Raw genomic sequence first — 15097 nt, 5'->3', positions numbered from 1 at the left:
CGTTTCCCTTATTTAACGGCAACTTTCACTGCGACATCTGCGCCATAGTCATTAATGTTGTTAACAGTCAGGGTCTCGCCTTTGTTCACTGTCGAGGAAAGTGCGATGGTCTGACTGGACTGTGGGGCAAACATCACCGTTTTGCTGTTCAGCGCTTTGCCGCCGTCACGAGAGATACGGCTTACGGTGATATAAAAAGGCGTGGGATTGTTGACGGACAGGCTGCTGCCGTTGGCGGAAAGCACCAACTTTTCCGCCGCCGCATCACGGTTGCCTAATCCATTCGGACGATAGATAAACTTAAAGCGAGAACGAATCGCCAGTTGCAGAATATTCTGCCCTTCATTTTTCTGGTTAGCCTCTACCGGCGGAATTTCCAGAAGGTTCAGCCACCATAATGTCTCTTTATCTTTAGCGAGCCCTGCATTGCTGCCAAGCTTAATACGCAAAGTCTGACCGCTTTTAGCGTCAACGCGGGAAATAGGTGGTGTAATAATAAATGGCGTAGTAATCGTATCCGGCGTCGCATCGGCATTACCGTTATCCAGCCAGGCTTGTGCCAGTGCCGGACGATCTGCGGTATTAGAGAGCTGCACCGTTATTTCTTTTTCATTTCCTGGATAAATAAAGCGGGTGCCATTAACAATAATGTTATTAGCATTAGCCGCAAAACTAAAAATGAAACAGAAAAAAAGGGCAATAAGCTTCATGCTGACCTCTGAATAAAAAATAAGCGGCAGCAGCGGCCGCTTTATTATTGTTTTATACCGCCCCGGCGCGAGGCGGTTTTATCTCTCAGCCGATATTACTGGTAGGTAATTTCGTAAGTCGCATAGCTATTGACCACACCGGTTGTCACGCTGTCAGGCGTGCTGGTGGCATAACCAACATAGTAAGTGAAACGCGCGCCATCCTGAACGGCAGTCGCGTCGCCAGTCGCTTTCGGTTGAGCGGCGTCGCCCGGGATGATTTTCTTGGTCAGCGCGGTGGCGTTGTCGGTAGACAGAACCAGTTGGATATTCTTCGCGCCAGCCGCTTCCGTATTGGCCAGGTAGCCCTGTTGTTTGTCGGAAGCGCCCGCCAGCAGGTTGCCGCCGGTCCAGTTCACACCCAGTTTGCTCACGTCATCTTGTGGATCACCATTCGTCGCCTGGCAGTTAGAAACATCGATGGTGAAAGATTTTGGTTTCAGATAGGTATCCGCAGTCGCAGCTTTAACTTCCGTTAACGTTACCGGAGACAGATAAACATTAGCATCGCTGCCCTGGCCGTTTACGGAAACAGTACAAGATACGTCGGTAACTTTACCGAAGAAATTAACCTGACCGCCGCCGACATTAGTATCAGCAGCATTTGCCGCAGCCATGCCAAAAAATGCAGTCGCGATTGCAGCAGAGAGAAGAACCTTTTTCATTGCCATTTCCTTGTCAGAGTGAATTAAGTATCAATGAGCAAACAGTGAGTTCACACAAAAATCAGAAGCGATATGCGATTCTTACTTGTGCGACTGTTAATAGAAACTTCGACTGACCGGAAGCTGCTATATTTAAGGTATCAAAAACGAACTCGATAAAAACTCGTTGATGCTGTCGGCGTCAAAGAATGCTATTTCGGAGTCAAATATACATTTTTTCATATCTTGATTGAGGCCGTTTAACAGGATTACACCTATTAATCCTCACCTGAAAAATAGAAAAATCCACTCAATGGCATATTGCTATCTTAAAACTTCTACAATTTCTCTCTGTACTGCCTGTCAGTGCTTCACCAATATTGCCAAATAAGATCACCGGTTAAATTTGCGGCGAACCCGGCAAAGAGAAGCCGTTATTCTCCGATCATAGAACGGAAAGCCAGAGGTTTGTTGCCGATCGCAAAGCGTAAGTGTTCCACGACGCTGACTCGTCCTGTTCTGGAAAAATCGGAGGAGGATGATGGCGAGAAGCATACCCGGTGAATATACCAACACTATACCAAGTGTGACGGGGGTCGTTGAAAGGGAGTGAACTAAGTGCTTGAATAGTGGCGGAGAGAGGGGGATTTGAACCCCCGGTAGAGTTGCCCCTACTCCGGTTTTCGAGACCGGTCCGTTCAGCCGCTCCGGCATCTCTCCGTTCTGGTGGTTGCCATGATGCCAGGTAATTTGGCATTTTAACAGACCCTGTTCCTGCAATTTTGTTCAAGTGACGAGTTTGCGAGCAAAACGATGATTAAGTGGCCCTGGAAAGTACACGAAACAGACCAGAATGCGGCCTTGCCGTGGGATGACGCCCTGGCAATTCCCCTTCTGGTCAACCTGACTGCGCAAGAGCAAGCCAGATTAATTGCGCTGGCCGAGCGTTTTTTACAGCAAAAAAGGTTGGTCGCTCTTCAGGGATTTGAACTGGATGCGTTGAAAAGCGCGCGTATTGCGCTGCTTTTTTGTCTCCCGGTTCTGGAGCTGGGCATCGAATGGCTCGATGGCTTCCATGAAGTGCTGATCTACCCTGTGCCTTTTGTTGTGGATGATGAATGGGAAGATGATATTGGTCTGGTGCATAACCAGCGCGTTGTCCAGTCCGGGCAAAGCTGGCAGCAAGGCCCAATAATTCTGAACTGGCTTGATATCCAGGACTCCTTCGATGCGTCCGGCTTCAATCTGATTATCCATGAAGTGGCGCATAAACTTGATATGCGCAATGGCGACCGGGCTAGCGGCATCCCGTTGATTCCTCTGCGCGAAGTGGCCAGTTGGGAGCACGATCTCCACGCGGCTATGAACAATATTCAGGATGAAATTGATCTTGTGGGTGAAACCGCATCCAGCATTGATGCTTACGCAGCAACCGACCCTGCTGAATGCTTTGCGGTTCTGTCAGAATACTTCTTCAGCGCCCCGGAACTGTTCGCCCCGCGTTTCCCGGCATTGTGGCAACGTTTTTGTCAGTTTTATCGCCAGGACCCCTTACTGCGACTGCGTGATAACCCAGAAGAGGACAATATACCGACATCACACGTCCATTAAATCGCGGTTTTGAAGATTAATTAACCAATTGAAATGACGTGCGAATTTTACTGTTGACACGTTATAGAGCGGTCAGTATTATTCGCCTCGTTCACACGATTCCTCTGTAGTTCAGTCGGTAGAACGGCGGACTGTTAATCCGTATGTCACTGGTTCGAGTCCAGTCAGAGGAGCCAAATTTAAAGAAGCCCGCTTTTTAGCGGGCTTTTTGCTTTATATCTGATAATCAATGACCGCCTCATCCGACTCCATCACCTGCCGCTTAATATCTTCGACAGACAGCCCCGCATTACACAACTCAATAAACCGCCAGACGTAGTTGCGCTGTAACTGTCCGCGCTTCAGCCCCAGCCAGACGGTATTGGCATCAAATAAATGTCGGGTATCAAGACGCGTCAGCGCCCCCTCTTCCTGCTCGCCGCTGGATTGCTCGGCGACCAATCCAATCCCCAGCCCCAGAGCAACGTACGTTTTGATCACATCAGAGTCCTGAGCGCTCAGAACAATATCCGGCAACAACCCTTTGCGGGAGAAGGCTTCATCAATACGGGAGCGCCCTGTAATGCCCTGACGATAAGTGATTAGCGGCCAGTGCGCGATCGCTTCCAGCGTCAGTGGCGAGGTCTGCACCAGGGGATGATCGCGAGGTACTAATAAACTGTGGTGCCAGCGAAACCAGGGAAAGGCCACCAGCAACGGGTCATTACTCAGACGCTCACTGGCAATGCCGATATCCGCGCCACCGTTTTGCAACAGCCCCTCTATCTCCTGCGGCGTGCCCTGAATAAGCTCCAGTCGGACTTCCGGGAAAATCTCGCGAAAGGCTTTGATCACTTCCGGTAAACTATATCGCGCCTGGGTGTGCGTCGTGGCAATGGTCAGTACGCCAGATGTATCATTGGTGAACAGGTCGGCCAGTCTGCGAACATTGCTGGCCTCATTCAGAATGCGCTCGGCGATGACCAGCAGCGCCTTACCCGGTTCTGTCATCCCGAGCAGGCGCTTGCCGCGCCGGATAAAAATTTCAATACCGAGCTCATCTTCAAGCTCGCGAATATGCCGACTCACTCCCGACTGAGAGGTATAAAGCATATTGGCGACTTCAGTCAGGTTGTAATCCTGACGGGCCGCCTCGCGGATGATTTTAAGTTGCTGGAAATTCACGCTTAGCTCCGAAGACATCAGACATGACGCTATTGTTAAAGTCTGAAGCCCGGCATAACAAATAATAAAAACCTGCATCTTATACCGCGATGGAATAACGCTTAGCTCACCAGCAGAAGTTCACGGTTTTCCAGCATAGGGCGGCTCACCAGCGACATCAGGATCTCTTTCACTGCCTGTGCCTGCGGCGTCAGGCTCCCCCTCGCCGACATATTCAGCGACAGCGGTAAACTCATCGACGGCGTGGTGATACGCGCCATCCAGCCATTTGCCGCGCCGCTTAACGATCGGGCTGCCGACTCCGGTAACACCGTCACCCCCATCCCACTGGCGATAGCCGCTGTTAATGTCGCGATGGATTCGATTTCGCCAATCACTTTTGCGGTCAATCGGCGTAAGGAAAAGGCCTCATCCACACGCGAACGAACGGCGCTATAGTCGCGAGGAAGGAAAAGGTTCATCTCCGCAACCGCCGTTAAATCCACGCTCGGCCCAGGGCAATCCCGGGTTCCCACCAGAAAAAGATCTTCTTTCAGCAGCGGCTGGCTGGTAATACCGGCCACCGGAGAACGCTCGTAAAGAACCGCCATATCAAGTTGGCCGCTGAGTAATTTATCATTCAGCACCACCCCGCTGTTTTCATGCAGGTAGACCAACACCTCTGGCAATTCCGCCCGCACGGCCTGTAGCAGCGGCATCGTCACCGACGAAGCGGCCGTTCCCGGCGCCAGACCAATAGACACCTGCCCCCTCAGCGTTTGCCCGACGTTATTAACCGCCAGCTGTGCCTGTTCACACTGACGCAAAATCGTTCGCGCATGGGTATACAGGATTTTTCCTGCTTCAGTCGGCGTCACGCCGCGCTTTGTCCGAATCAACAATTGCTGATCCAGTTCCCCTTCCAGCGTAGCGACCTGCTGGCTGAGTGCGGGTTGCGCAATGTGTAATACTTCCGCGGCCTGCGTCAGGCTACCGATGTCGACGATTTTCACAAAGTATTTCAGTCGTCTGAAGTTCATTTTGCCTCCTGTCAGGAATACCAGTCATGATACTGGCTGTCATGTTATGAAGGATTTTGCAAAAGGCTTGCCAGTTTCTGGCCGACGCTGATTTTTATGCTAACCTGCTGTCAAATAAGAGAATGTGATTACAAGACAACGTTTTTAACGTTAACAACTGTTTCCGATCTGCCCCATAAGAGGTACGTTTGCACCAGAATGGCGCAAAATAGCGGCCGAATGAAAGATCATCGCTTTGTTGATTTTGTCAGCAAACGAACGCGCAATCGCATTTCACCCTTTGACAATGCTCGTGGGCGTCGTTAATATGCGCCCCGTTCACACGATTCCTCTGTAGTTCAGTCGGTAGAACGGCGGACTGTTAATCCGTATGTCACTGGTTCGAGTCCAGTCAGAGGAGCCAAATTTAGAGAAGCCCGCTTTTTAGCGGGCTTTTTGCTTTTCTGTACTCCGAACAACCACAATCAGGTATACGTTCCAGCCGCTTACCGTTTCTGGCCGTCATATTGACGACGTTCTGGCGAGCAACACAATAATAAACAAACCGCCAATACCCGCCGTAATAATGCCGACAGGCAGTTCCTGCGAAGTCAGCAACGTTCGGCTGACAATATCGCCGCCGCACAACAGCACAGCCCCCCAGACACCACAAAGAGGCAGTAAAAGCAGATGCTTAACGCCAGAAAAGTACCGACACAAATGTGGCACCATCAGCCCAACAAAGCCGATCACTCCCGTCAGTGCCACTAAGAAAGAGGTCGCCAGCGCGCAGCACAGGAAAATTTCCATCCGCAGGCGGCTGACGTTAATCCCCAGCGATAACGCCGTCTGCTCACCGGCCAGCATGCCATCCAGCGCACGCCATCGCAGCAGAATAAAAGCGCTCAGTAATATCAGGCTCAGTAAGGCAAAAGGCAGATTGCCCCAACTGGCTAATCCCAGGCCGCCCAGTGACCAGAACAGCACGGAACTGGCGGCACGTTGATCGCCAGAAAAAATGAAATAGCTGGTTAACGCGCCAAACAGAAAGGAGATAGCAAGCCCACTGATAATTAACTGCTCAGCCCCGCGTTGCTTTTTGAAGTGGAACAGTAACATCACCGCCATAGCGGAGCAGAGCCCACCAACAAATGCCGATACGGGGAGCGTCAGCGTGCCAAGCTGATTGCCGAATCGGGTAATGACCAGTACTGCGCCCGCCGATGCACCCGATGACAGCCCGAATAAAAACGGATCGGCAAGATCATTACGTGTGGTGGTCTGCAACAACGCGCCCACTATCGCCAGCCCTGCCCCTGCAAGTACAGAGAGGAGCGTCCTCGGCACGCGTAAGTCAATCACAATTCTGCTGACCATATCCGATACCGGCACATCTGCAATCCCCATCGCTCCCAGCACCTGCAACAGCGATAACGAAACAGCGCCTTTGGCAATACTGAGTAACATTAATCCTGCCAGTACCACCACCGCGCTCCACATCGCCCAGTGGTAACGGTACGAAGTAAAACTCATTGTGCAGCCGTCTGATACATGGCCCGAGCCAGTTTTTCTACTGCTTTGACATTCGCAGGGCCTGGCGTCAGTTCAGCATATTGCAGCTTCAGATAACGTTGGTGTTTCACCGCTGGCGTGAGTTTCATCAACGGGTGATTTTCCAGGAAGTGACGAAGCTCATCAGCCCCACTTCCCGTTTGATAATCCAGCAGAATGATAAAGTCCGGCTCAGTGGCAGCCACACTTTCCCAGGAAGTTGTGCCCCAACTGATATCCAGCGCCTCCATCGCATTTTTACCACCAGCCGCTTCAATAATGGCGTCAGGCATCGCGTATTTCCCGCTGGTAAAAGGTTTATCCTCTCCCGAATCATAAACAAACACGCTTAATGGTCGGGTTCCTTTCGGCGGTTTGGGCAGCGCCTCCAGCGTCTTTTTCCAGCGATTAACCAGCGCCCGAGCGTCATCTTGCTTACCAAAAATCTTCCCCAGCGTCAGTACGTCATTATAAAGTAGATCCATACTGGCTTTACGCTTATGCGCGGCAGTAAAGACGCAACTTTCGCTCAGAACAAAAGTCTTGATGCCATATTTATTGAGTGAAGAAGGCGTCACTTCACCCCCTACTTTCATGCCATAATTCCAGCCTGCGAAAAAGAAATCTGGATTAACCGCCAGCAATGTTTCCAGAGAGGGATATTTTGGTGCCAGTTCAGGGATCGACCCCATTGCTTTTTTAAATTCCGGCGTCATTTTGTACCACCCGCTGATACCGGTCAGACCGACGATACGATCCTGTAAATTCAGAGCGAACGCCATTTCAGACATATTAAGGTCATTAATAATCGCTCGCTTTGGCGGTTCCGTGAACGTCACGGGTGTTCCACAACTCTCTATGGTGACAGGAAAATCCGCAGCCTCTACTGCCGATACCGACAAAATAGCAACCATGCCTGCAAGCAATTTTTTCATCACAATCCTCAGATAGTTATTATGCATAGCCAGGAACTTCAAAAATACGTAACGCTTTCCCCGTATCAGGGTGTGGTACGGTAAAGCAGGTCAACCCAAAAACGGGATAAAGGTTTTCAGACACCAGCACACGCTCCGGTGTGTCGCAGAGCACCATTCTTCCCTGCGACAGAAGAAGAACGCGGTCAGCAAAAGATTCAATCAGCGACAGATCGTGCAATACCGCCACCACCGTTATCCCCTTGTTTTTCACCAACGAAAGCAGTTCCACCCGACCGGAGGGATCCAGATGGTTGGTTGGCTCATCAAGCAGCACCAGGCTCGGCATCTGAGCTAACACCCGCGCCAGCGCCGCCCGCTGCCTTTCTCCGCCAGAAAGCGCAGACAGCGACCGCTTTCGCAACGCCAGTAATCCCGTCTCTTTAATGGCCTTCGTCACGATGGCATCATGCCTGTCGCGTGGTGCATCCCGGGCGTGCGGGATACGCCCCAGCGCCACATAATCCTCAAGAGCCAGCCTCAGATCGGGCGTATCATTTTGCGCCAGAACGGCGATCTGCTTTGCCCGCTGCTGCCGCGACAGCGCCGAAACAGACTGGCCCAGTAGCTGAATATCGCCCTTCTGAAGGGGGAGTTCCTGGCTTATTGCCCTCAGTAAAGACGTTTTACCGCTGCCGTTAGGCCCAATAACGGCCAGGCATTTCCCTTCCTCAACCTCAAAGCGAATTGCACAAAGCAGTTCTCCGCCTCCGGGCCGCTGTAGCGACGCAATATTGACGCTCAGAGCACTCGCCGGGTGATCACTGGATGCGACGAATTGCACAATACTTAACCTCTTCCATGATCGAACCATTAATTGGATATGTTATATCATAACAATTAACGTTAACAACCCTGAGATACAAGGCGATTTCAACCGGGCTCCGTACTATTTTTCATCTTGCCCCCGCGTGACGGATAAAATCATTTTCTCTTTCCGTCTGTCGCGGTAGTCTCATAAAAGCCGTTAATATGTCGGCAGCAATATGAGTAATCATTTCTCCATACTAATAACTAAAAAAACAGCACAGACAGGATAACTATGGATTCCACCCTCACCTCCACGCGTCCCCAGGATGAGACGCCTTCGCTTAATCGCGCGCGCCGCGCCGCATTAGGAAGCTTCGCTGGCGCAGTCGTCGACTGGTACGATTTTCTGCTCTATGGCATCACCGCTGCCCTGGTGTTTAATCGTGAATTCTTCCCGCAAATCAGCCCGGCGATGGGTACACTCGCGGCGTTTGCCACCTTCGGCGTTGGCTTTCTGTTTCGCCCGCTGGGGGGGGTGATCTTCGGCCACTTCGGCGATCGTCTGGGCCGTAAGCGTATGCTGATGCTGACCGTATGGATGATGGGTATCGCTACCGCACTGATTGGCATCCTCCCTTCTTTCGCCACTATAGGCTGGTGGGCGCCGGTACTACTGGTGATATTACGGGCTGTTCAGGGTTTTGCCGTCGGTGGCGAATGGGGTGGCGCGGCATTGCTGTCGGTTGAAAGCGCGCCGGAGAACAAAAAAGCGTTTTACAGCAGCGGCGTTCAGGTGGGTTATGGCGTAGGGCTGCTGCTCTCGACCGGTCTGGTCTCGCTGATCAGCACGCTGACGACCGATGAACAGTTTCTGAGTTGGGGCTGGCGCATCCCATTCTTGTTCAGCATTATTCTGGTGCTTGGCGCCTTATGGGTGCGCAATGGCATGGAAGAGTCCGCCGAATTTGAACAGCAAAAACAGGAAACACCACCGGCGAAAAAACGCTTGCCGGTTATGGAGGCGTTGAGCCGCCACCCTGGCGCATTTCTGAAAATCATCGGCCTGCGCCTGTGCGAGCTGCTGACGATGTATATCGTCACCGCGTTCGCCCTGAACTACTCCACCCAAAATCTGGGCCTTCCGCGTGAGCTTTTTCTGAATATCGGTCTGCTGGTGGGGGGACTAAGCTGCCTGACGATTCCCTGCTTTGCCTGGCTTGCGGACCGCTTCGGTCGTCGGCGTGTCTATATTACAGGTGCCTTAATCGGTACGCTCAGCGCATTCCCGTTTTTTATGGCGCTTGAAGCCCAGTCAATCTTCTGGATTGTGTTCTTCTCCATCATGCTGGCCAATATTGCTCATGATATGGTGGTCTGCGTACAGCAGCCGATGTTTACCGGCATGTTCGGTGCAGGTTATCGCTACAGCGGTGCCGGAGTCGGTTACCAGGTCGCCAGCGTCGTGGGCGGCGGGTTCACTCCCTTTATCGCCGCCGCACTGGTCACCTTCTCCGATGGGAACTGGCACAGCGTTGCCATTTACCTGCTGGCAGGCTGCCTGATCTCTGCCGTTACGGCGCTGTTGATGAAAAATAAACCACACGTCTAATCCCTGTACGGGGGCCATCTGGCCTCCGTCTGTTCTTACGCAACGTCTGACTTTTGTTTCACATTCCTGTGACATACTATCGGGAGAGCAGTACACCTGTGGAACAAGGAGACAGACATGAATAATAAGGGCGCCGGCCTGACCCCGTCTCAGGCGCTGGATAAACTGGACGAACTCTACGAGCAATCTGTTCAGGCTCTGCGTAACGCAATTGGCAAGTATGTTGAAAACGGGGAGCTTCCAGATATTACAGCCCGAAATAATGGCCTTTTTGTTTACCCATCGCTTTCCGTCTCCTGGAGCGGCAATGCGACGAATCCCCCCAAGACCCGCGCCTATGGCCGCTTTACCCATGCTGGCTGCTACACCACAACCATCACCCGTCCTGCGCTGTTTCGCCCTTACCTTGAAGAGCAATTAACGCTGCTGTATCAGGATTATGACGCGCATATCGCGGTTGAACCGTCCCATCATGAAATTCCGTATCCTTATGTCATTGACGGTTCCGAACTGTCGCTTGACCGCTCCATGAGCGCCGGATTGACGCGCTTTTTCCCCACCACTGAACTGGCGCAGATTGGCGACGAGACCGCAGACGGTTTGTTCCACCCCGGTGAGTTTTATCCGCTCTCTCACTTCGACGCGCGCCGTGTCGATTTCTCGCTGGCGCGACTGCGTCACTACACGGGGACGCCAGTTGAACATTTTCAGCCCTTTGTTCTGTTTACCAACTACACCCGCTATGTAGACGAATTTGTGCGCTGGGGATGCAGCCAGATTCTGGACCCGGACAGTCCCTATATCGCACTTTCCTGTGCTGGCGGGATCTGGATCACCGCAGAAACCGAGGCTCCTGAAGAAGCCACCTCCGATCTGGCGTGGAAAAAACACCAGATGCCAGCCTGGCACCTGATTACGGCTGACGGCCAGGGGATTACGCTGGTGAATATTGGCGTCGGGCCGTCAAACGCCAAAACTATTTGCGATCACCTGGCGGTACTGCGCCCGGACGTCTGGCTGATGATTGGTCACTGCGGCGGCCTGCGTGAAAGTCAGGCGATTGGCGACTATGTGCTGGCGCACGCCTACTTACGTGACGATCATGTGCTCGATGCCGTACTGCCGCCCGATATTCCCATCCCCAGCATCGCAGAAGTTCAGCGCGCGCTGTATGACGCCACAAAAATGGTGAGCGGCATGCCTGGCGAAGAGGTTAAACAACGGCTGCGTACCGGTACGGTCGTCACCACCGATGATCGTAACTGGGAGTTGCGCTACTCCGCCTCCGCATTGCGTTTCAACCTGAGCCGCGCCGTCGCCATTGATATGGAAAGCGCCACAATTGCCGCCCAGGGCTATCGCTTCCGCGTACCTTACGGCACGCTATTGTGCGTCTCCGACAAACCGTTGCACGGTGAGATTAAACTTCCCGGTCAGGCTAACCGTTTCTATGAAGGTGCGATTTCGGAGCACCTGCAAATCGGCATCCGCGCCATTGACCTGTTACGCGCAGAAGGCGATCGCCTGCACTCACGTAAACTGCGCACATTCAACGAACCGCCGTTCCGTTAAGGCATGAAGGTGTCTATGAGCAACCCAACTCCCCTTTCCGCCCTGCGTAATCTCCTGATTGCACAGGGGCTGGATGGCATGATCGTTCCTCGCGCCGATGCTCATCAAAGCGAGGACTGTACGCCACACGATAATAAACTGGCCTGGTTAACGGGCTTTAGCGGTTCTGCCGGACTGGCGTTAGTGCTTCGCGACCGCGCATTGCTGTTTGTGGATGGCCGCTACCAGGTTCAGGCCCGCGCCGAAGTCGATCGTAATGATTTTGAAATTCATCACCTGCATAACGAGCCGCTTGCGGAGTATTTGCAGGAACAGGTTGCCTCCGGCGCACGTATTGCCTTCGAACCTCTGCTGATGGTCAACAGCCAGTTTGAGACACTCTCAGCCACCCACTGCGAACTGGTGGCGTTAGACAGCGATCCGTTCGACGTTGTATGGCAAAACCGCCCCGCCGCCCCCTGCGGCATCATCCGGGAAATGCCCGTTGAAATCAGCGGTGAAAGCAGCGCGCAGAAACGCGCGCGCATTCTCGACGAACTGGCAAAACAGCAGGCGGATTACCTGCCGATCACCCTGCCGGATAATATCGCCTGGATGCTGAACGTGCGCGGCAGCGACCTCAACATGGTGCCTGTTCCCTTCTCGTTTGCGTTATTGCACCGCACGGGCGAACTGGAATGGTTCGTTGATGAAAAGAAAACTCAGCCGTTACCTGCAAGTTTGCTCAGCACGCTGACCATTTCCCCGCCGGGTGAGTTCCTTGCACGCTGTCAGCAACGCGCGGCCGGAAAGCGTTTCCTGGTTGATAAAGATTTCGCCCCAGTCGCCCTGCGCTTCGCCATTGAGCAGCATGGCGGTGACGTCATCTGGTCAGCAGATCCGATTACGCTGATGAAAGCGCACAAGAACGAAACCGAGCTGGCAGGATACCGCGAATGCCATGAGCAGGACGGCGCTGCCTGGGTTAATTTCCTCGCCTGGCTGGCGCACGAAGTGCCGCTGCGTGAAGCCGCAGGCAATCCGATAACGGAGCTGGAAGCCCAGGAAAAACAGCTGGCTTATCGCCAGCAACAACCGGGATTTCTTGAGCAGAGCTTTAACACCATTTCTGCATCGGCAGGCAATGCCGCCATGTGCCACTATCATTCAAGCGAGAAAACAAACGCGCCAGTCACAACCCAGGAGATGTACCTGAACGATTCGGGCGGTCAATATCAGAACGGTACGACAGACACGACCCGTACCCTCGCATTTGGGCCGCAGGAGCCGCAGCGTCGGTTACACTACACCGCTGTGTTGAAGGGCTTTTTGTCGCTGATTACCCTGCAATTCCCCAGCGGAACTCAGGGACACCAGCTTGACGCCTTTACCCGCCGGGCGCTTTGGGATCTTGGTCTGGATTACGATCACGGTGCGGGACACGGCGTAGGCCATCAGCTATTGATTCATGAGCAGCCGCACCGTATCGCCAAAAAAGTGAACCCCTGGCCGCTGGTGGCGGGCAACATCATTACGATAGAGCCGGGCTATTACCTCGCCGGACAATACGGTATCCGCATTGAAAATCAGGTCGAAATTGTCGAAAGCCGCCCTGGTTTCTGCAAATTCTCCACACTGACGCTGGTGCCGATCGACTTAAGTCTCGTGGAATTGCATCTGCTTAGCGAGGCAGAAAAACTGTGGATTGATGAGTACCATCAACAGGTAAGAGAAACATTATCCCCTCGCGTAGAAAGCAACGCCCGCCCGTGGCTGTTCGCCGCTACCGCTCCCATACGGGTGCGCGCAAATTAACCCTGTATGCTGAAAACAAAAAGCCCGCTAAAAGTGGGCTTTGGGTAGAGGGGCGGGTTTGTGCCAGGAGGGGATGTTGTTATAAATGGCAATTGATAAAACATCAGCCGTTTATCTCGTCTTACAGCATTTCAACCACTTCAAACTCTTCTGCGATCAACTCCATATCTTCAGAAAAATGACCTTCGCGGGTGAAAAACCGCTGATGCTCTTTCTGCCAGTATTCAAGGCTTAAATCGCCTTCACCTTCTTTGCGGGCGAACGCCTCAGTCACATCACAAAAACGCACCAGTCGCATTGAAACCAGTCTGATCACGCAGACCGGAACATTCTGGCCATCAAGGATAATGTTATAACTCCCAATCCTCGGGGCAGATTCCTCCTGCTGGTAAGAGGCAAAAGATCCGCAAGAGGCCGTTTTGATCCCTTTTTTGATCAAGTCCGCAAGCTCGCTAGCCAGTTCCGGGCTGTCACCCATTTGCCAGGCATCTGCGCCTGGATACTTCATTTTTATTTCCTCAACCGAAACCATTAAAATCCCTTCTGAATCGTCGATGAAAAGAAAAGTTATACATTTTTTAGTATGAGCTGTCCCGACATTATCAGTGATGCCTTTCTTCAGATAATGTGGTCCGCTTATCTCTCACAGCGGACTTTTAGCCCAGCCTGTCCGCTGCGTGCCAGGAGCGGAAGTTTAATTGTTCTGACCAGCTCTCAAATCGCGGTCAGATTTTGTCGACCGTTTCAGATGCTTCTCAGCAAACCTTTGTTCAACGACAACAGCGACTTCTTAATTTCGTTATCGCCGATGTGAATGCTAAAATTCCTGAAAGTTTCACTATTGCCAAAGCATCCATTTATGAAGAACGCTGATTTTAAACGCCCGCAACTGACGCTGCCGAACGGCGCAGACAAGCTACTGCTGCACTCGTGCTGTGCGCCCTGTTCGGGGGAAGTCATGGAGGCGATTCAGGCCTCGGGCATTGATTACACAATTTTCTTTTATAACCCTAATATTCATCCGCAAAAGGAGTACCTCATCCGTAAGGAGGAGAATATCCGTTTTGCCGAAAAACACGGCGTGCCTTTTGTTGATGCGGATTACGACACCGACAACTGGTTCGAGCGTGCGAAAGGGATGGAGTGGGAGCCTGAGCGCGGTGTTCGGTGTACCATGTGCTTTGATATGCGCTTTGAACGCACCGCGCTGTATGCCGCGGAACATGGGTTCAGCGTGATCAGCAGCTCACTCGGGATTTCCCGCTGGAAGAATATGCAGCAGATTAACGACTGCGGACAACGCGCTGCTGCGCATTATCCGGGAATGGCATACTGGGATTACAACTGGCGTAAGCAGGGCGGGTCATCGCGCATGATTGAGATCAGCAAACGCGAGCAGTTTTACCAGCAGGAGTATTGTGGCTGCGTCTATTCACTGCGTGATACTAATATGCACCGTAAATCGCAGGGCAGGCCGCTCATCAAACTCGGTAAACTTTACTACGGTAAGGAAGGCGAAGAACAGTAATACCAGAAGCCCACATTCGCATGTGGGCTTCTGTAAGCATTGGCACAACCACGGCGTTTATCCCATATATTGCATTCATTCTTGTAACGTAAGGACACTGACACTAAATAAAAGCCAGCACCATCTTCGAAACCATTGGCTGCTATTCGCTCA

Annotated in this window: 13 protein-coding genes and 3 tRNA genes; 7 read left to right on the top strand and 9 right to left on the bottom strand. The window is 52.4% G+C overall.

What is annotated here, in order from left to right; genetic code table 11:
* Positions 1-8: 8 nt before the first annotated feature.
* The 3 genes from OGX93_RS00875 to OGX93_RS00865 all read right to left on the bottom strand — a co-directional run bounded on the left by OGX93_RS00875 (position 9) and on the right by OGX93_RS00865 (position 2113).
* On the bottom strand, positions 9-710 hold the full coding sequence (locus OGX93_RS00875) for a fimbrial biogenesis chaperone (RefSeq protein WP_012131866.1): 702 nt from the start codon (positions 708-710) through the stop codon (positions 9-11).
* 95 nt (positions 711-805) lie between these two features.
* Positions 806-1414, bottom strand: coding sequence for a fimbrial protein (locus OGX93_RS00870; RefSeq protein WP_153257679.1), 609 nt, complete (start codon positions 1412-1414; stop codon positions 806-808).
* Between the two features lie 609 nt (positions 1415-2023).
* Positions 2024-2113: transfer RNA gene (locus OGX93_RS00865), tRNA-Ser, on the bottom strand.
* A gap of 93 nt (positions 2114-2206) precedes the next feature.
* Here OGX93_RS00865 and mtfA point away from each other — a divergent pair.
* Together mtfA and OGX93_RS00855 are read left to right on the top strand one after the other, a co-directional pair.
* On the top strand, positions 2207-3004 hold the full coding sequence (gene mtfA, locus OGX93_RS00860; RefSeq protein WP_012131863.1) for a DgsA anti-repressor MtfA: 798 nt from the start codon (positions 2207-2209) through the stop codon (positions 3002-3004).
* A gap of 100 nt (positions 3005-3104) precedes the next feature.
* A tRNA-Asn gene (locus tag OGX93_RS00855) sits at positions 3105-3180 on the top strand.
* 37 nt (positions 3181-3217) lie between these two features.
* Here the strand turns inward: OGX93_RS00855 and cbl are convergent.
* Positions 3218-4168 carry an HTH-type transcriptional regulator Cbl gene (gene cbl, locus OGX93_RS00850; protein ID WP_024130225.1) on the bottom strand — a complete coding sequence of 317 codons (951 nt, stop codon included), beginning with the start codon at positions 4166-4168 and terminating at the stop codon, positions 3218-3220.
* Positions 4169-4269: 101 nt separating this feature from the next.
* Positions 4270-5187 (bottom strand): nitrogen assimilation transcriptional regulator NAC, encoded by a 918-nt coding sequence (nac, locus tag OGX93_RS00845; RefSeq protein ID WP_047462844.1) that lies wholly within the window; start codon positions 5185-5187, stop codon positions 4270-4272.
* Between the two features lie 327 nt (positions 5188-5514).
* On the opposite strand from nac, the gene OGX93_RS00840 reads away from it, so the two are divergent.
* Positions 5515-5590 (top strand) — tRNA-Asn (locus OGX93_RS00840).
* A 98-nt stretch (positions 5591-5688) separates the two neighbouring features.
* Here OGX93_RS00840 and OGX93_RS00835 read toward each other — a convergent pair.
* From OGX93_RS00835 to OGX93_RS00825, 3 genes are read right to left on the bottom strand one after another with little or no spacing between them, the layout of a single operon-like run.
* Entirely contained in the window at positions 5689-6699 is a 1011-nt protein-coding gene (locus OGX93_RS00835) for a FecCD family ABC transporter permease (RefSeq protein ID WP_286449284.1), read from the bottom strand.
* On the bottom strand, positions 6696-7652 hold the full coding sequence (locus OGX93_RS00830) for an ABC transporter substrate-binding protein (RefSeq protein WP_024130219.1): 957 nt from the start codon (positions 7650-7652) through the stop codon (positions 6696-6698). The genes OGX93_RS00835 and OGX93_RS00830 overlap by 4 nt, the downstream gene beginning before the upstream one ends.
* 19 nt (positions 7653-7671) lie before the next feature.
* Positions 7672-8505, bottom strand: a complete 834-nt coding sequence (locus OGX93_RS00825; protein ID WP_233593962.1) for an ABC transporter ATP-binding protein — start codon at positions 8503-8505, stop codon at positions 7672-7674.
* A 228-nt stretch (positions 8506-8733) separates the two neighbouring features.
* Here OGX93_RS00825 and shiA point away from each other — a divergent pair, with 228 nt between their 5' ends.
* The 3 genes from shiA (at position 8734) to OGX93_RS00810 (ending at position 13416) form a co-directional block, all read left to right on the top strand.
* Positions 8734-10050 carry a shikimate transporter gene (gene shiA, locus OGX93_RS00820; protein WP_012131820.1) on the top strand — a complete coding sequence of 439 codons (1317 nt, stop codon included), beginning with the start codon at positions 8734-8736 and terminating at the stop codon, positions 10048-10050.
* A 117-nt stretch (positions 10051-10167) separates the two neighbouring features.
* Positions 10168-11622, top strand: coding sequence for an AMP nucleosidase (locus OGX93_RS00815; protein WP_012131819.1), 1455 nt, complete (start codon positions 10168-10170; stop codon positions 11620-11622).
* Positions 11623-11637: 15 nt separating this feature from the next.
* Positions 11638-13416: an aminopeptidase P family protein gene (locus OGX93_RS00810; RefSeq protein WP_286449285.1), complete on the top strand. Its 1779-nt coding sequence runs from the start codon at positions 11638-11640 to the stop codon at positions 13414-13416.
* 121 nt (positions 13417-13537) lie between these two features.
* Here the strand turns inward: OGX93_RS00810 and OGX93_RS00805 are convergent, their stop codons facing one another.
* Complete coding sequence (locus OGX93_RS00805; protein WP_165383406.1) at positions 13538-13948, bottom strand: ASCH domain-containing protein; 411 nt, start codon at positions 13946-13948, stop codon at positions 13538-13540.
* A gap of 327 nt (positions 13949-14275) precedes the next feature.
* Between OGX93_RS00805 and OGX93_RS00800 the strand changes: the two genes are divergently transcribed.
* Positions 14276-14944, top strand: a complete 669-nt coding sequence (locus tag OGX93_RS00800; protein WP_024130285.1) for an epoxyqueuosine reductase QueH — start codon at positions 14276-14278, stop codon at positions 14942-14944.
* The last annotated feature ends 153 nt before the right edge of the window (positions 14945-15097 follow it).

Origin of the sequence: Citrobacter sp. CK195 (genome assembly GCF_030333365.1) — a bacterium.
GTDB lineage: Bacteria > Pseudomonadota > Gammaproteobacteria > Enterobacterales > Enterobacteriaceae > Citrobacter_B > Citrobacter_B koseri.
This window is presented reverse-complemented; position numbering and strand designations above follow the sequence as displayed.